At 56.7% G+C, this 16,079-nt stretch carries 10 protein-coding genes, 9 tRNA genes and 3 rRNA genes; 18 read left to right on the top strand and 4 right to left on the bottom strand.

The features are described 5' to 3' along the window. Positions 1 to 63 precede the first annotated feature (63 nt). The 4 genes from guaA to H8790_RS10325 all read right to left on the bottom strand — a co-directional run bounded on the left by guaA (position 64) and on the right by H8790_RS10325 (position 5,484). Positions 64 to 1,599, bottom strand: coding sequence for a glutamine-hydrolyzing GMP synthase (gene guaA / locus H8790_RS10340; protein WP_187332438.1), 1,536 nt, complete (start codon positions 1,597 to 1,599; stop codon positions 64 to 66). A gap of 24 nt (positions 1,600 to 1,623) precedes the next feature. Further along, a complete protein-coding gene (locus tag H8790_RS10335) occupies positions 1,624 to 2,196 on the bottom strand; it encodes a xanthine phosphoribosyltransferase (RefSeq protein ID WP_187332437.1) in 573 nt (190 codons plus the stop codon). 220 nt (positions 2,197 to 2,416) lie between these two features. Then, positions 2,417 to 3,238 carry an Mrp/NBP35 family ATP-binding protein gene (locus tag H8790_RS10330; protein WP_187332436.1) on the bottom strand — a complete coding sequence of 274 codons (822 nt, stop codon included), beginning with the start codon at positions 3,236 to 3,238 and terminating at the stop codon, positions 2,417 to 2,419. 68 nt (positions 3,239 to 3,306) lie between these two features. After that, positions 3,307 to 5,484, bottom strand: a complete 2,178-nt coding sequence (locus H8790_RS10325; RefSeq protein WP_243208489.1) for an ATP-binding protein — start codon at positions 5,482 to 5,484, stop codon at positions 3,307 to 3,309. 520 nt (positions 5,485 to 6,004) lie between these two features. On the opposite strand from H8790_RS10325, the gene H8790_RS10320 reads away from it, so the two are divergent. The 18 genes from H8790_RS10320 (at position 6,005) to H8790_RS10235 (ending at position 16,040) form a co-directional block, all read left to right on the top strand. Beyond that, a 16S ribosomal RNA gene (locus H8790_RS10320) occupies positions 6,005 to 7,534 on the top strand. 114 nt (positions 7,535 to 7,648) lie between these two features. After that, positions 7,649 to 7,725 (top strand) — tRNA-Ile (locus H8790_RS10315). 44 nt (positions 7,726 to 7,769) lie between these two features. Further along, positions 7,770 to 7,845 (top strand) — tRNA-Ala (locus tag H8790_RS10310). A gap of 265 nt (positions 7,846 to 8,110) precedes the next feature. Then, positions 8,111 to 10,954, top strand: a 23S ribosomal RNA gene (locus H8790_RS10305). 127 nt (positions 10,955 to 11,081) lie between these two features. Further along, positions 11,082 to 11,156, top strand: a tRNA-Glu gene (locus tag H8790_RS10300). A gap of 13 nt (positions 11,157 to 11,169) precedes the next feature. After that, positions 11,170 to 11,245: transfer RNA gene (locus H8790_RS10295), tRNA-Lys, on the top strand. A gap of 134 nt (positions 11,246 to 11,379) precedes the next feature. Then, positions 11,380 to 11,495: ribosomal RNA gene (gene rrf, locus H8790_RS10290) — 5S ribosomal RNA — on the top strand. The 16S, 23S and 5S rRNA genes sit together here with 9 tRNA genes alongside, the layout of an rRNA operon. A 43-nt stretch (positions 11,496 to 11,538) precedes the next feature. Beyond that, positions 11,539 to 11,613 (top strand) — tRNA-Asn (locus H8790_RS10285). 60 nt (positions 11,614 to 11,673) lie between these two features. Next, positions 11,674 to 11,750: transfer RNA gene (locus H8790_RS10280), tRNA-Ile, on the top strand. A gap of 49 nt (positions 11,751 to 11,799) precedes the next feature. Beyond that, positions 11,800 to 11,875 (top strand) — tRNA-Trp (locus H8790_RS10275). A gap of 65 nt (positions 11,876 to 11,940) precedes the next feature. After that, positions 11,941 to 12,017: transfer RNA gene (locus H8790_RS10270), tRNA-Asp, on the top strand. 3 nt (positions 12,018 to 12,020) lie between these two features. Next, a tRNA-Thr gene (locus H8790_RS10265) sits at positions 12,021 to 12,096 on the top strand. A 501-nt stretch (positions 12,097 to 12,597) separates the two neighbouring features. Beyond that, positions 12,598 to 12,909: a hypothetical protein gene (locus H8790_RS10260; protein ID WP_187332435.1), complete on the top strand. Its 312-nt coding sequence runs from the start codon at positions 12,598 to 12,600 to the stop codon at positions 12,907 to 12,909. Next, complete coding sequence (locus H8790_RS10255; RefSeq protein WP_404821683.1) at positions 12,906 to 13,196, top strand: phage holin family protein; 291 nt, start codon at positions 12,906 to 12,908, stop codon at positions 13,194 to 13,196. The genes H8790_RS10260 and H8790_RS10255 overlap by 4 nt, the downstream gene beginning before the upstream one ends. Then, a complete protein-coding gene (locus tag H8790_RS10250) occupies positions 13,180 to 13,809 on the top strand; it encodes a CHAP domain-containing protein (protein ID WP_243208488.1) in 630 nt (209 codons plus the stop codon). The genes H8790_RS10255 and H8790_RS10250 overlap by 17 nt, the downstream gene beginning before the upstream one ends. Before the next feature lie 492 nt (positions 13,810 to 14,301). Further along, positions 14,302 to 14,871 carry a chromate transporter gene (locus H8790_RS10245; RefSeq protein ID WP_187332433.1) on the top strand — a complete coding sequence of 190 codons (570 nt, stop codon included), beginning with the start codon at positions 14,302 to 14,304 and terminating at the stop codon, positions 14,869 to 14,871. 3 nt (positions 14,872 to 14,874) lie between these two features. After that, positions 14,875 to 15,450, top strand: a complete 576-nt coding sequence (locus H8790_RS10240; protein ID WP_187332432.1) for a chromate transporter — start codon at positions 14,875 to 14,877, stop codon at positions 15,448 to 15,450. A gap of 113 nt (positions 15,451 to 15,563) precedes the next feature. Continuing rightward, the gene (locus tag H8790_RS10235; RefSeq protein ID WP_187332431.1) at positions 15,564 to 16,040 is read left to right on the top strand and encodes a deoxycytidylate deaminase; all 477 of its coding nucleotides are present in this window, start codon (positions 15,564 to 15,566) and stop codon (positions 16,038 to 16,040) included. Positions 16,041 to 16,079: the final 39 nt, after the last annotated feature.

Here is a 16,079-nt window from a genome sequence, read left to right as displayed (position 1 = left end):
CTTCAAGGGTCAAAGTGACAGCTCAAAATCCTGTATTCATGCGGGTTTGCGCCATTTTGACGCTCATTCCCATTCGATGGTGGCGGGGGGCTTGGAGGTGATGTCATAGACGATACGGTTGATGGAGCGGACCTCGTTGACAATGCGCACGCTGACCCGGTCCAATACGTCATAGGGGATTCTCGCCCAGTCGGCGGTCATAAAATCGGAAGTATTCACCGCCCTCAGGGCCAGGGTATAGTCGTAGGTGCGGCCGTCTCCCATGACGCCCACAGAGCGCATGGAGGTGAGGACGGCAAAATATTGGGACAAGGACGCATCCGCGCCGGCCTTATGCAGCTCGTCCCGGAAGATAAAGTCGGCCTCCCGCAGGATGTCCAACTTCTCCCTGGTGATTTCTCCGATGACGCGGACGGAGAGGCCGGGGCCGGGGAAGGGCTGACGGGAGACCAGGTACTCGGGAAGGCCCAATTCGCGGCCAAGCTGGCGGACCTCGTCTTTGAACAGCATGCGCAGAGGCTCCACGATCTCCTTAAAGTCCACATAGTCCGGAAGGCCGCCCACGTTGTGATGGCTCTTGATGGTGGCGGAGGCGCCCAGACCGGACTCGATGACGTCGGGATAGATGGTGCCCTGCGCCAGGAAGTCCACAGCGCCGATCTTTTTGGCCTCCTCTTCAAAGACTCGGATAAACTCCTCGCCAATGATCTTGCGCTTTCGCTCCGGCTCTGTGACCCCGGAGAGCCTGCTGAGGAAACGCTCCTCCGCATCCACACGGATAAAGTTGAGGTCCCACTTGGAAAATGCAGCCTCCACCTCGTCGCCTTCGTCCTTGCGCATCAGCCCGTGATCCACAAAGACGCAGGTCAGCTGCCTGCCCACGGCCTCGGCCAACAGCGCCGCGGCAACCGAGGAGTCCACGCCGCCGCTGAGGGCCAGCAGTACCCGGCCGCTGCCCACCTGCTCCCGGATTTTGGCGATGGCGCGCTTGCAGTAGTCGCCCATGGTCCACTCGCCGTGGGCCCCGCAGACCTCATAGAGAAAGTTGCGGATCATTTTCACACCGTACTCCGTGTGGTTGACTTCGGGGTGGTACTGTACGCCGTAAAAGCCACGGGACTCATCCGCAATGGCCACGTTGGGGCAGGCGTCGCTGTGGGCGGTCAGGGAAAAACCGTCAGGGACCCGCTCCATATAGTCGCCGTGGCTCATCCAGGTGATGCTCTGAGCAGGCAGATTTTTGAATAGAGGAGAAGTGGTGTCGAAAAAGGTCTCGGTGCGGCCATACTCCCGGGCGGTGGCGTCGGTGGCGGGGGAGACCTTGCCGCCCAAGTGATGGGCCATCAGCTGGCAGCCGTAGCAGATCCCCAGAATGGGAATGCCCAGGGAGAAGATGGCAGGGTCCACCTGAGGGGAATCGGGTTCGTATACGCTGCTGGGGCCGCCGGTGAAGATGAAGCCGATGGGCTCCATGGCCTGCAGTTCAGATAGGGGGGTGGTATAGGGCTTGACCTCGCAATAGACATTGCACTCCCGGACACGGCGCGCAATCAACTGATTGTATTGGCCGCCAAAGTCAAGGACGACAACACGTTCCATACAGTAGTTCCTTTCCGTAAGAAATCAGTCGCGAAAGACGATATTGCCCGGCTCGGCGCTCTCAATGATGGCCAGGGACTGAAGATTTACGCCGGCGGCCCGCAGCCGGTCGCCGCCGCCCTGGAACCCCTTTTCCACAGCGCAGCCCACGCCCACCAGCGCGGCGCCCGCGGAAGCCACGATGTCGCACAGGCCGCGGATGGCCTCGCCATTGGCCAGGAAATCGTCAATGATGAGCACGTGGTCGCCGGGGCGGATCCACTCCTTGGAGACCAGAAGCGTGACCTTTTTCTTATAGGTATAGGAGAAGATGTCGCTCTGGTACAGGCCGCCTTCGATGTTGTCGCTCTTGGCCTTTTTGGCAAAGACCATGGGCTTGCCCCATCTGTGGGCGCAGATGGCAGCCAGGGCGATGCCGCTGGCCTCGGCTGTCAGGATCAGATTGACCTGGCGCAGATCGAAATGGCGGGCAAATTCGTCGGCGATGTCCTGCATGAGCTTGGTATCGACGCGGTGGTTCAGGAATCCGTCTACCTTGATGATGTTGCCGGGCAGTACTTTACCTTCTTTTTCGATGCGCTCTTTCAGCTGCTGCATGTATGTTTCCCCCTGTATGTTCTTTTATAGTTTGGTCATTCACGGCAGAGCAGTCTTAACTTTATTATTATCCCTGCTTTTTCCCGCTTTTTCAACTGTTTTTCCAACAAAAAAGAAAAAGCCGCCGTGTCCATCCCTTGGCTATTTTCCATAGCCTCCCACAAGGGACAAGAAAACGCACCCGTCCGCATGCCGGAAACTGCGGACGGGCACATCATGCTCAGTTGGATTCAAGCGCCGTGGTTACGCCGTCCAGCCAATTGCCGGAGAACTCCTCAATCTTTCCGGCGTCTGCCAGGGCCGCCAGGGCGGGGTCAATGGGCATCCTGCCCAGCAGGGAGAGGTTGTGGCGGGCCGCGGCCAGCTCGGATTTGCCCTCGCCGAAGAGATAGATGGGCTTGCCGCAGTCGGGGCAGGTGACATAGCTCATGTTCTCCACCAGCCCCACAATGGGCACCTCCATCATCTCCGCCATGCGGACGGCCTTTTCCACCACCATGGATACCAACTCCTGGGGTGAGGCCACGATGACGATGCCGTCCAGGGGGATGGACTGGAACACGCTGAGGGAGACATCGCCGGTTCCGGGAGGCATATCCACAAAGAGGTAGTCCACATCCCAGATCACGTCAGTCCAGAACTGGGTGACCACACTGCCGATGACCGGGCCGCGCCAGAGCACAGGGTCCGTCTCATGCTCCAACAGCAGATTGACGCTCATCAGCTGGATTCCCGTGCTGCTCTCCACCGGGTAGAGGCAGTTGTCGCCGCCCCGGGCCCGCTCATGAACGCCGAAAACCTTGGGGATGGAGGGACCGGTGACGTCGGCGTCCAGGATGCCGACCCGAAAGCCCTTGCGGCGCATGGTGACGGCCAGCTGGCTGGTGACCATGGACTTGCCGACTCCGCCTTTGCCGGAGACCACGCCGTAGACCTTGCCGATGCGGCTTTGGGCGTGAGGCTGCTTCAAAAGGGACTGGGGTTCCTGACGCTCGGCGCAGCTTTCGCCGCAGGTACTGCAGTTATGGGTACATTCGCTCATCGTTTGACTCCTTCTTCCTTACTCAATGAATTCCTCTTTATTGTATGGAGCAAAGCCCGCTCCAATCCTCAAATGCATTGCATGTGTGCAAGTCCCTTCCCGCGCAGATAGTCTGCCTCGCGGGACTGGCAGGTAAACATCAGGATCTGCCGGCCGCAGGTGCTGAGGTAATCCAGCGCAGCCGCCATCCGCTGGTCGTCAAAAGTGATCAGGGCGTCGTCCAAAATGAGTGGAACCTCCTTTTCCGGCGGCAGGAGCAGATCACAGATGGCAAGGCGCACCGCCAGGTACAGCTGGTCGGCGGTCCCCTGGCTCAGCAGCCGAACATCCCGGGCAATGGGGTCCTCTCCGGTTTGCGCGGAGGCGCCGAAGCTGCGGTCCAGGGCGATTTTCTGATAGCGGCCGCCGGTGAGGGCGGAGAAAATCCGGGCGGCCTGCCGGCCCAGCTCCGGGGAAAAGCGGTTTTGCAGCGTGGTGTTGGCGCTGGCAAGCGCGTCCATAGCCATGGTGATGGCGTCATACTCCTGCTGCAGCCCGGCCAAGGTGGCCCGGAGAGCTTCCACGGAGGCGTGGAGGGCATCCTCGTCCCCAATGGCGGACAGGCGGCCCTGAAGCTGGTCAGCCTGGGAACGGACGGCAGCCATCTCCCCCTGTGCAGCCTCTAACTGCCGGTTCAGCTCGTCAGGACCCTCCTGGGGCCGGGGCGGCAGATCCTGAGGAGAGAGGGCGGGCTCCAGTCCCGCCTGGGCAAACTGACAGCGCAGCGCAGCCTCCCGCGCCTGGGACTCCGCCTCCGCAGCCTCCCGCCGCCGCCCAACGCACTCCCGCAGCGCATCGTCCGCCGCGGTGAGGTCAAACGCGCCGGGACAGAACCGGCGGACCTCAATGAGGATGGCCTGCTCATTGGTGGTGAGGGAGGCATACAGGGCCTCCGCGGCCGCAGACTTGGCGGCGGCGTCCTCCTGCGCCCTCTCCCTGGCCGCATACAATTTTATATAGGTATCTGCCGCCTCCGCCAATGCCTCCGGAGAAGATGTTTGGTACAGTTCCAAAAAGGCGGCCCGTTTTTTCAGATCGCTCCGCTGGCGCCGGAGCACTGCGTAAAGGCCCAGGACAAAGCCGATACAGCCCATCAGGCCCGCGGCCCAGAGGGGATACGCCCCCCGGCTGAGCAGAAAGGTTCCGCCGGCGCCGACAAGGAACAGCAGGACCGGAAACCACCAGGCCCTGGGGCGAAGAGGCGGTACGGCAGCGGCGGTTTTCCGGGCAGACTCCGGGCTCTGGCCCGCAAAGGGGCTGTCGTTGACAGCCATCTCCGCCCGATACAGGGCGCGCTGGGCATTGTCCCGGTCCTCCCGGGCCTTCTCCACCGACTTGCGCACGGTTCCCAAGTTGACGATGGCGGCCCGCAGCCGGGCGATCTCCTCCATAGTGGGGATGCGCTCCTCCTCCAGCCGGGCGCGCAGCAGCTCCGCCCGCCTTTGGGCGGCCTGGGCCTCCTCCTGCTGTCGCAGGCAGGCGGTTTGGGCCTCCGCTTCCTCCCAGCGTCGGCAGAGCGCAATTTTCCCCTTCAGCGATTCGCAGCTTCGGCTCAGTTCCTCAAGATGCTGCAATTGGCCCTGCAGTTCTTCAGAAAGAGCGTGGAACTGGGCCAGCTCCCCTTCCCTGGCCAGCAGGGCGGCCTCTGCCTCGGGAATCATGCCGTTTTTATTATAGCGCCTGCGGTTGAGCTGCTTTTTCAGGCGATCCCAGGACTCTATATAAGAGGTGTCTTCCTCTCCGGTTGTGATCAGGGAGGCGATGCGGCGCTCCAACTCCGCGTCCTGGCCCACAGCCATCCCGGCTTGACGGATCAGGGCGCTGCGCTCAAAAACCTCCCTTGGAACACCTAACAGCAATTCCCCGCAGGAGGAAGCGGTCAGTCCGGGAACCTCATCCGCGGTGCCGGCGTAGACGGCGGAGAAGCGGCCCAAGGGGGAGTTGGCCCGGACGGTATCACGGGTGATCCGAAGGTCCCTGCCGCCGCAGCGGCATTCGATGGTCCCCCGCATGGCCGCGCCGCTCCAGGGTGTAAATCGGTTTTTATCAGCCAAAGGCCCCCGCTCCCGGGCGGGGAATCCATATAACATGGTTGAGAGAAATGCGCACCAGGTGGACTTGCCTGCCTCATTGGGGGCGCAGATCAGGTTGAGCCCGTCGGAAAGCTCCAGGGTTTGATCTGTCAGCTTGCCAAAGGTGGCGCTCATGCGGTGCAGCAGCAGAACGATCCCTCCTTGTCTCCTTCATTTAGCCGCAGAGCCGCGGCACAGCAGTATTATAGTACACTTACTGCGGAAAGTCACGTATAAAGCGGAGGCAAGATATAAGGTAGAGAGATGGGAGGGATAAAAAAATAAGAAAAAGCGGAGAAAGGGTATTGACAAGCGGGAAGAGATTTGGTATTCTAAGCAAGCTGTTTCCAAGCCCGCTGTAAAAACGGCCTCGAAAAAAATCTGAAAAAGATTGAAAAAAGAGGTTGACAAGGCAGTGAGGGCTTGGTATAATAGCAATGTTCCGCCGGTGAGGCGTGCACCTTGTAAATTAAACAACGTAACGAAAAGAAAGCACCAGACGGTAAGCGTACTTGTGAGAAATCACAGTGCGCACCGATAAAGGCCTTGCAAGTAGGGGTTTAGTCAATTACCCAAACGCAGGGCAAAACAAGAAGCTATGGAAATAGCTCTGTAAGTCAAGATTAGCTCAGGCCACGGCCTGTGTTGATACGAATTTATAGAGAGTTTGATCCTGGCTCAGGACGAACGCTGGCGGCGTGCTTAACACATGCAAGTCGAACGGAGCACCCCTGAAGGAGTTTTCGGACAACTGAAGGGAATGCTTAGTGGCGGACTGGTGAGTAACGCGTGAGGAACCTGCCTTTCAGAGGGGGACAACAGTTGGAAACGACTGCTAATACCGCATGATGCATATTGACCGCATGGTCGGTATGTCAAAGATTTATCGCTGAAAGATGGCCTCGCGTCTGATTAGCTTGTTGGTGAGGTAACGGCCCACCAAGGCGACGATCAGTAGCCGGACTGAGAGGTTGACCGGCCACATTGGGACTGAGATACGGCCCAGACTCCTACGGGAGGCAGCAGTGGGGAATATTGGGCAATGGACGCAAGTCTGACCCAGCAACGCCGCGTGAAGGAAGAAGGCTTTCGGGTTGTAAACTTCTTTGACAGGGGAAGAGTAGAAGACGGTACCCTGAAAACAAGCCACGGCTAACTACGTGCCAGCAGCCGCGGTAATACGTAGGTGGCAAGCGTTGTCCGGATTTACTGGGTGTAAAGGGCGTGTAGCCGGGAAGGCAAGTCAGATGTGAAATCTGGAGGCTCAACCTCCAAACTGCATTTGAAACTGTCTTTCTTGAGTATCGGAGAGGTAATCGGAATTCCTTGTGTAGCGGTGAAATGCGTAGATATAAGGAGGAACACCAGTGGCGAAGGCGGATTACTGGACGACAACTGACGGTGAGGCGCGAAAGCGTGGGGAGCAAACAGGATTAGATACCCTGGTAGTCCACGCTGTAAACGATCAATACTAGGTGTGCGGGGACTGACCCCCTGCGTGCCGGAGTTAACACAATAAGTATTGCACCTGGGGAGTACGATCGCAAGGTTGAAACTCAAAGGAATTGACGGGGGCCCGCACAAGCGGTGGATTATGTGGTTTAATTCGAAGCAACGCGAAGAACCTTACCAGGGCTTGACATCCTACTAATGAAGCAGAGATGCATTAAGTGCCCTTCGGGGAAAGTAGAGACAGGTGGTGCATGGTTGTCGTCAGCTCGTGTCGTGAGATGTTGGGTTAAGTCCCGCAACGAGCGCAACCCCTATTGTTAGTTGCTACGCAAGAGCACTCTAGCGAGACTGCCGTTGACAAAACGGAGGAAGGTGGGGACGACGTCAAATCATCATGCCCCTTATGTCCTGGGCCACACACGTAATACAATGGCGGTAAACAGAGGGATGCAAAGCCGTGAGGTGGAGCGAACCCCTAAAAGCCGTCCCAGTTCGGATTGCAGGCTGCAACCCGCCTGCATGAAGTCGGAATCGCTAGTAATCGCGGATCAGCATGCCGCGGTGAATACGTTCCCGGGCCTTGTACACACCGCCCGTCACACCATGAGAGTCGGGAACACCCGAAGCCCGTAGCCTAACAGCAATGAGGGCGCGGTCGAAGGTGGGTTCGATAATTGGGGTGAAGTCGTAACAAGGTAGCCGTATCGGAAGGTGCGGCTGGATCACCTCCTTTCTAAGGAGACATTGCCAGGATCGAGGTTCTGGCATAACATCCTAAGGTCAGCCGGAAGGTGCGGAGGAAGTAGTTACGTTGTTTAATTTAGAGGGTGCAGCCCTCGGTGGTTATGGGCCCGTAGCTCAGCTGGCTAGAGCGTACGACTGATAATCGTAAGGTCGGTGGTTCGAGCCCACTCGGGCCCACCACAAAAAAGCAGCCGTCCCCGAGAGGGGATGGGGAATATACAGCCGGGGATATAGCTCAGCTGGGAGAGCGCCTGCCTTGCAAGCAGGAGGTCGCCGGTTCGATCCCGACTATCTCCACCATTTGAGATCAGATTGAAGCATTTAAGGGATTAAATGTTTCAATCTGGCTTCAAAAGAAGCCGGGGAATGCACCTTGAAAACTGAACAATGTATGATGAAAGACATGTAAGGCAACAGAAGAGGTCTTCTGGACAAAAGTTCGGAAGGTAATTTAATTGTGGAACAACATCTGAAAAGATGAGGGTAACAATTACAATTTCAAAAAGATTCTGAGGAAGCCTGCATAATTCAACTAAGAGAACCAATTGAAAGATTGTTCGAAATAGGTCAAGCTAAAAAGAGCGCAAGGGGAATGCCTTGGCATCAGGAGCCGACGAAGGACGTGACAAGCTGCGATAAGCTGCGGGGAGGAGCAAATATCCATTGATCCGCAGATTTCCGAATGGGGCAACCCGGCAGAGCAATACTCTGTCAGCGTGCGTTGAACAAAATAGGCGTACGCGGGGAACCGCCTGAACTGAAACATCTAAGTAGGGCGAGGAAAAGACATCAACAGAGATTCCGTAAGTAGTGGCGAGCGAACGCGGAAGAGGCCAAACCAGGGGATTTATTCCCTGGGGTTGTGGACTCACATAACGGCGCAATAGTTTAGGAGAACGGCATGGGAAGGCCGGCCACAGCGGGTGAGAGCCCCGTATCCGAAAGATGAGTTGCGTCAGTGAGGATCCAGAGTACCGCCGGACACGTGAAACCCGGTGGGAAACAGGGGGGACCACCCTCCAAGCCTAAATACTACCTGATGACCGATAGAGGAGCAGTACCGTGAGGGAAAGGTGAAAAGGACCCCGGAAGGGGAGTGAAAGAGAACCTGAAACCTTGTGCTTACAAGCAGTCAAAGCACGTTAAAGTGTGATGACGTACTTTTTGTAGAACGGTCCGGCGAGTTATAGTAACGAGCAAGCTTAAGGCATTCAGTGCCGGAGGCGCAGCGAGAGCGAGTCTGAATAGGGCGTGTGAAGTTCGTTGCCATAGACCCGAAACCGGGTGACCTATCCATGAGCAGGTTGAAGTGGGGGTAAAACCCCATGGAGGACCGAACCGACCCCCGTTGCAATGGTGGCGGATGACTTGTGGATAGCGGAGAAATTCCAATCGAACTCGGAGATAGCTGGTTCTCCCCGAAATAGCTTTAGGGTTAGCGTTATGTTAGATTACCGGAGGTAAAGCACTGAATGGTCGAGGGGTCGATAAGATTACCAACGCCTATCAAACTCTGAATGCCGGATAATTGATGCATAGCAGTCAGACAGTGTGAGATAAGTTTCATTGTCAAAAGGGAAACAGCCCAGACCCACAGCTAAGGTCCCTAATGTATGCTAAGTGGAAAACGATGTGGAGCTGCAAAAACAACCAGGATGTTGGCTTAGAAGCAGCCACTCATTAAAAGAGTGCGTAATAGCTCACTGGTCGAGTGGTTCTGCGCGGAAAATATAACGGGGCTAAGCATACAACCGAAGCTTGGGATGCGCGCAAGCGCGTGGTAGGGGAGCGTTGTGTACGGGGTGAAGTCTGAGCGGAAGCACAGGTGGACTGTACACAAGTGAGAATGCCGGAATGAGTAGCGAGAATTATGTGGGAATCATAATGGCCGAAAATCTAAGGTTTCTTGGGGAAGGTTCGTCCGCCCAAGGTAAGCCGGGGGCTAAGGCGAGGCCGAAAGGCGTAGTCGATGCACATACGGTAGAAATTCCGTAGCCACCGAACCTTAAGCATGAGGGACACTTTGAGATAGCAGAACCCGGGCGTTGGTTGCCCCGGGCGAAAGGGACCGAAATTAGAGTAGGGAAGTCTGCGATGCTTGAAGGCGAGAAAAGCTCATGTGTATGCTAAGGTGCCCGTACCGCAAACCGACACAGGTAGATGAGGAGAGAATCCTAAGGCCAACGGGAGAAGGGTTGTTAAGGAACTCGGCAAGTTGACCCCGTAACTTCGGAAGAAGGGGAGCCCCGAAAGGGGCCGCAGTGAATAGGCCCAAGCAACTGTTTACCAAAAACACAGGTCTATGCTAAATCGAAAGATGACGTATATGGGCTGACGCCTGCCCGGTGCCGGAAGGTTAAGAGGAGATGTCAGCCGCAAGGCGAAGCATTGAATCGAAGCCCCGGTAAACGGCGGCCGTAACTATAACGGTCCTAAGGTAGCGAAATTCCTTGTCAGGTAAGTTCTGACCCGCACGAAAGGCGTAATGATTTGGGCACTGTCTCAACAGCCCGCCCGGCGAAATTGTAGTACTGGTGAAGATGCCAGTTACCCGCAACTAGACGGAAAGACCCCATGGAGCTTTACTGCAGCTTAATACTGGAAATCGGTAATTCATGTACAGGATAGGTGGGAGACTTGGAAGCTGGACCGTCAGGTTCAGTGGAGTCGCCGGTGGGATACCACTCTTGGATTGCTGATTTTCTAACCTGCGGCCCTGAATCGGGTCGGGGGACACTGTTAGGCGGGCAGTTTGACTGGGGCGGTCGCCTCCAAAAGAGTAACGGAGGCGCTCAAAGGTTCGTTCAGCACGGACGGAAATCGTGCAGTGAGTGTAAACGCATAAACGAGCCTAACTGCGAGACCGACGGGTCGAGCAGTAACGAAAGTTGGAGTTAGTGATCCGGTGGTATGTGAGTGGAAATGCCATCGCTCAACGGATAAAAGCTACCCTGGGGATAACAGGCTGATCTCCCCCAAGCGTCCACAGCGACGGGGAGGTTTGGCACCTCGATGTCGGCTCGTCGCATCCTGGGGCTGAATTCGGTCCCAAGGGTTTGGCTGTTCGCCAATTAAAGCGGCACGCGAGCTGGGTTCAGAACGTCGTGAGACAGTTCGGTCCCTATCTGTTGCGGGCGTAAGAGATTTGAAGGGAGCTGTCCTTAGTACGAGAGGACCGGGATGGACGTACCTCTGGTGCACCAGTTGTCCTGCCAAGGGCATAGCTGGGTAGCTATGTACGGACGAGATAAACGCTGAAGGCATCTAAGCGTGAAACTCCCCCTAAGATGAGATCTCTCACTCTGAAAAGAGGTAAGGGCCCAGGAAGACTACCTGGTTGATAGGCCGGAAGTGGAAGTGCGGCAACGCATGCAGCTGACCGGTACTAATCGCCCGAGGGCTTGACCTACAATGAAAATGCAGGCGGCCTGAAGTGGAAGGAAACATACATTGTTCGGTTTTGAGGGTGCATGGAGCGGCCATGAACCCCGTAAATCCAAGCAAAACCCAACGGAATGGGTTTGCGATGACGACGCGGCCCGTTGGTCAAGTGGTTAAGACAGCGGCCTCTCACGCCGTTAACATCGGTTCGAATCCGGTACGGGTCACCAATTCGATGTGTATGCGCCTTTAGCTCAGTTGGTAGAGCAACTGACTCTTAATCAGTGGGTCCCGGGTTCGAGTCCCTGAAGGCGCACCAAAGATCAGCCGTTGAGGGTTGAGAATGGGAAGTGAGCGGGAGCTTGCTTCCGGTTCTAAGTCCTCAAAAAGGGCTTGACAAGAGGCAGGAAAAACTTTATAATTTGTTTGTTTTCCGGAGTGTTCCGGATGACAGTTGGTGCTGATTAGAGCGAGGGTCCACCCGTTCCCATTCCGAACACGGCAGTTAAGCTCGTTTCTGCTCACAATACTTGGCTGGAGACGGCCCGGGAAGATAGGTAGCGCCAACATTAAGTTCAGGCTTTGGTTCAAGAGAGCTGGAGTCTGACATATTCCTCCTTAGCTCAATGGTAGAGCACGCGGCTGTTAACCGCGGGGTTGTTGGTTCGAGCCCAACAGGGGGAGCCAGAGTATTGCCGCCACACGGCGTGGCGGCAATACTTCTCTTAAGACCAGGGCACCAGATAAGGGCCTTTAGCTCAGTTGGTTAGAGCAGACGGCTCATAACCGTCCGGTCCCGGGTTCGAGTCCCCGAAGGCCCACCACTTTATTCTGGCAGGGTTCACGTTCTAACATAGCTTTGAAGTGCGAGATAGGGGTATAGCTCAGTTGGTAGAGCAGCGGTCTCCAAAACCGCGTGTCGAGAGTTCGAATCTTTCTGCCCCTGCCATAAAAACTCTTTACATCAAGTGTAGGCTGTGTTATAATAATTTGGCCTGATTATGATGCAGATGTGGCCAAGTAGTTCAGTTGGTTAGAACGCCAGCCTGTCACGCTGGAGGTCGTGGGTTCGAGCCCCATCTTGGTCGCCATTTGCTGCTGTAGCTCAGTCGGTAGAGCGCATCCTTGGTAAGGATGAGGTCGGCAGTTCGAATCTGCCCAGCAGCTCCAAGCAAAACCCCGTAGCCATAATGGTTACGGGGTTTTGCTTTGTCTTGGCATGTGGAAAGAAATTTCGGTTTGGGTTTGCTTGTACGGTGGAAACAGATAAGATAAAAACGACTGGGGCTCATTCCTCAGTCGCTTTTATCTTCGAACGCCGCCAGATAAAATATGTTCATCCATGCCTTTCCTTGTCTCTTTTTCGCATTTTATAAAAGGATTCGTTTGAGCGGATGGGAAAAGGCACGCCAGTGGGATATAGATCGAAAGGCACACTATGAAAGATGTTTGATTAAAACAGCAGTGGCCTTACAAAGTTTACAGAGATACGGCTTAAATTGAGTGCAGTTGCCGTGTTTCATGCAAGTTTTGGCTTCATCCTAAAAGGGAGAGAGGATCTGAAAGAGGCCGTTCTTATGGACGATTCGGGCGTATACAGATAGTTTGAGGTATGCTGCGGAGCGGACAATGGAACGGCTTCTCAGATGACACTTGAAAGGAGAAGGTAGAATGAATCTGAAACCGTACGCATGGAACATCTTTGAGATCGCCAAGGAAAACAACGAGGATCTGGGCGCAGCACGGAGGATGCTGGTCAACAACATTTCCCAGGGCAGGGCGGTAAACGGCGGCGCCGATCTGGACTACGCCGCCCTGAAGAAGGAGTGGGAGGCCATGGACGGCGAGGCCCAGAAGGCCGCCCTGGAGGAGCTCTGCGACTATCTCACCGACTTTTCCACCGACGCGCCTTACCATAGACTCTGTCGGGCATTTGAGCAGGGCGACCGGAATGCCTTTGACAAAGTGCTGGAGGGGAAATGATGGATATTACATCTTTGGGCATCACGGGCGTGGCGGTCATCACGGTGATCTGCTATTTAATCGGCCAGGCGGTCAAAGTGACGGGCCTTGACAACAAGTACATCCCCGTCATTGTGGGCACGACGGGCGGTATTTTGGGCGTGACGGCCATGTTCCTTATGCCCGACTTTCCAGCGGCGGACTACATGACGGCGGTGGCCGTGGGCATCGTCTCCGGCCTCGCTGCCACGGGCATCCATCAGGTGGCAAAACAGATGGGCGGTGGCAATCGTGGCGACCGTCAATAGCTTGCTCACCGTTGCCCGGGGAGAGGTGGGGGTCAAAGAGTCTCCGGCCAATTCCAACAGGGTCAAGTACAACACATGGTACTATGGCAAAGAGGTGTCCGGCAGTGCGTATCCCTGGTGCATGGTGTTCGTGCAGTGGTGCTGCGCCCGGGCTGGTGTGATCCTTCCGGTCAGGACGGCCAGCTGCAGCGCCTTGATGCGCGCGGCAAAGAAGATTGGCGCGTGGGTGACGTCCGGATATCAGGCAGGGGACATCGTAATCTATGACTTTGATGGAAACGGGGGCACGGATCACTGCGGCATCGTGGAGAACGTTCTGAGCGGGGGCGTGGTGGCTATTGAGGGGAACACGGCCCAGGGCAACGATGCCAACGGCGGGCAGGTCCAGCGCCGCGTCCGGGCGTCAAGGCTGATTGTGGGGGCACTGCGGCCCCAGTATACCAAGGAGGCGAAGATGGACAACACACCGGGGAAGTATGCGGAGGAGGCTGTACACTGGGCCGTAGAGAGCGGGCTCATGCAGGGCAGCGCAGACGGCGACCTGAAGCTCCACGACAGCGTGACGCGGGAGCAGCTCATGGTGTTCCTCTACAGGCTGCGCAAGATGGAATGACACATCGGCGTTTCAAAAGGGCAGATCTTCTTGATAGAAGACCTGCCCTTTTTGCATTCCTATTGCAGTAGGCCTGCCTTTTTGTGGCCAACATTATTTTATTTGATGTGACAAAAGTCAATTTAGACCGCCAGGCCTGCTGGGCGCCGTGGGTCTGCCAGATAAAAGAGGGGAGCTCCGGGAATGGAGGCCCCGGTGAAGAGGGAACAAAAGAAGTTCAATATAGGGTAAGGGGAACCGTCTTCCGCAGCGTCCCAAGGCGATGGAATACGGTTGCAATTTTTACCGCCTGGAGTATAATCAACTCACTGAACAAGATCTGCGTATGGGAACTAACGACCAATGGATTGCTGTCCTCAGGGTTTGGCCGCCGCTTATTGCTTCCGGCGGCCCCAAAGACTGTTGTGGCGGAACCCAGAGGCTCTGTTCAATACAGCTTGAGCGGCTGTGATGGGTGGCCGGGCCATGCGCCGGCGTCAGAGGAGGACAGATATGACCAAGGGAAGGAAGCTGTATTGGCAGCTGTTTTTTAACGCATTGAGTTTGAGTGCGTTCACCTTCGGCGGAGGCTATGTGATCGTCTCGCTGATGCAGAAAAAATATGTGGATGAGCTGAAGTGGCTGGAGGAGGACGAGATGCTGAACCTGGTGGCCATCGCCCAGTCGGCGCCCGGCCCGGTGGCGGTCAACGCGTCCATGATCTTAGGCTACCAGTTAGGCGGCGGAATCGGCGCGCTGGTCTCCATCCTGGGGACCATTTTGCCGCCGCTGGTGACATTGTCCGTCATCTCCCTGGCCTATCAGGCATTTTCCGAAAACGCCGTGGTGCAGGCGGTTCTGCGTGGCATGCAGGCAGGCATTGCCGCCGTCATCGCGGACACCATCTTCACCCTGGCCGGAAATGTGCTGCGGGAGAAGAGCATCCTGTCCGTCCTGCTGATGGCGGCCTCGTTTGCGGCTGTGTATTTCGGCGGTGTCAATGTGGTGGTGATCATTTTGATCTGCGGCGCAGTGGGCGTTGGCCGGGGATATCTGGCCATGCGGCGGGAAAGGAAGGCGTAGGCAATGGTATTTCTCAAGCTTTTTCTCAGCTTCTTCCAGGTTGGCCTGTTCAGCTTCGGCGGCGGAATGGCGGCCCTGCCCCTGATCCAGACCCAGATGGTGGAGATCCACGGGTGGCTCACCCTTTCCCAGTTCGCAGACCTTGTCACCATTGCGGAGATGACGCCGGGGCCCATCGCCATCAACGCCGCCACCTTTGTGGGCATCCGGGTGGCGGGGCTGCCTGGGGCGCTGGTGGCCACCTTTGGCTGCGTTCTGCCCTCCTGCGTCATTGTGCTGATTCTGGCCCGGCTGTATGTGCGCTATAAGAGCCTGAGCCTGATGCAGGGCGCCCTGGGCGGGCTGCGTCCCGCCATTGTGGCGCTGATCGGTTCCGCGGGCGTGTCCATCTTCCTGATGGCGATCTGCGGGGAGGGGGGCTTTCACGGCCTGGACTCCGTCAACTGGATCGCGGTGGGGATGTTTGCCGTGGCGTTTGTGTTGCTGCGTAAGTGGAAGGTGAGCCCCATCCTACTGATGCTGTGCTCCGGCGTGGCAGGCGGAATCCTCTATACCCTGTTCCCGGCTTTAGCGGGATAGATCGCCTCCCAAGGAAAAAAGCGCCGCCCTTGATGCGGCGCTTTTTATTGCATCCGCCCCCGCCCTGTGGTATGATAAAAACTACAAAATTCAACAGTAAACGGAGGGTTGACATGTCTCGCATCAGTAAGGAGAACTATTATCTGGATATCGCCCAGACGGTGCTGGAGCGCTCCACCTGTCTGCGCCGGCGCTACGGCGCCATCATTGTGAAAAACGATGAGATCATCTCCACCGGCTACAACGGCGCTCCCCGGGGACGCAAGAACTGCGTGGATATGGGGTACTGTGCCCGTGAGGCCATGCAGGTGCCCCGTGGCGAGCGGTATGAGCTCTGCCGCAGTGTGCATGCCGAGGCCAATGCCATCGTCTCCGCCGCCCGCCGGGACATGGTGGGCGGCACGCTGTATCTGGTGGGGCGGGACGGCCGGACCGGCGAGCTGCTCAGCGACGCCACCTCCTGCCCCATGTGCCGCCGTCTGGTCATCAACTCCGGTTTGGAGCGCGTGGTGATCCGCAAGACCAAGGAGGATTTTGAAGTGGTCGGCGTGGAGGAATGGGTGGCGGATGACGACCTTAACATGATCTGAGCCTTATGCTGACGGAACATGCCGGATTCCGGCATGGGA

This window comes from Oscillibacter hominis (assembly GCF_014334055.1).
GTDB classification, from domain to species: Bacteria; Bacillota; Clostridia; order Oscillospirales; family Oscillospiraceae; genus Oscillibacter; species Oscillibacter hominis.
This window is presented reverse-complemented; position numbering and strand designations above follow the sequence as displayed.

Bases quoted from the DNA above. Each gene is read 5' to 3' on its own strand.
- H8790_RS10240 (WP_187332432.1), top strand. From the start codon at position 14,875: ATGGTATTTCTCAAGCTTTTTCTCAGCTTCTTCCAGGTTGGCCTGTTC.
- H8790_RS10245 (WP_187332433.1), top strand. From the start codon at position 14,302: ATGACCAAGGGAAGGAAGCTGTATTGGCAGCTGTTTTTTAACGCATTG.
- H8790_RS10255 (WP_404821683.1), top strand. From the start codon at position 12,906: ATGATGGATATTACATCTTTGGGCATCACGGGCGTGGCGGTCATCACG.
- H8790_RS10335 (WP_187332437.1), bottom strand. From the start codon at position 2,196: ATGCAGCAGCTGAAAGAGCGCATCGAAAAAGAAGGTAAAGTACTGCCC.
- H8790_RS10330 (WP_187332436.1), bottom strand. From the start codon at position 3,238: ATGAGCGAATGTACCCATAACTGCAGTACCTGCGGCGAAAGCTGCGCC.
- guaA (WP_187332438.1), bottom strand. From the start codon at position 1,599: ATGGAACGTGTTGTCGTCCTTGACTTTGGCGGCCAATACAATCAGTTG.
- H8790_RS10260 (WP_187332435.1), top strand. From the start codon at position 12,598: ATGAATCTGAAACCGTACGCATGGAACATCTTTGAGATCGCCAAGGAA.
- H8790_RS10325 (WP_243208489.1), bottom strand. From the start codon at position 5,484: ATGAGCGCCACCTTTGGCAAGCTGACAGATCAAACCCTGGAGCTTTCC.
- H8790_RS10235 (WP_187332431.1), top strand. From the start codon at position 15,564: ATGTCTCGCATCAGTAAGGAGAACTATTATCTGGATATCGCCCAGACG.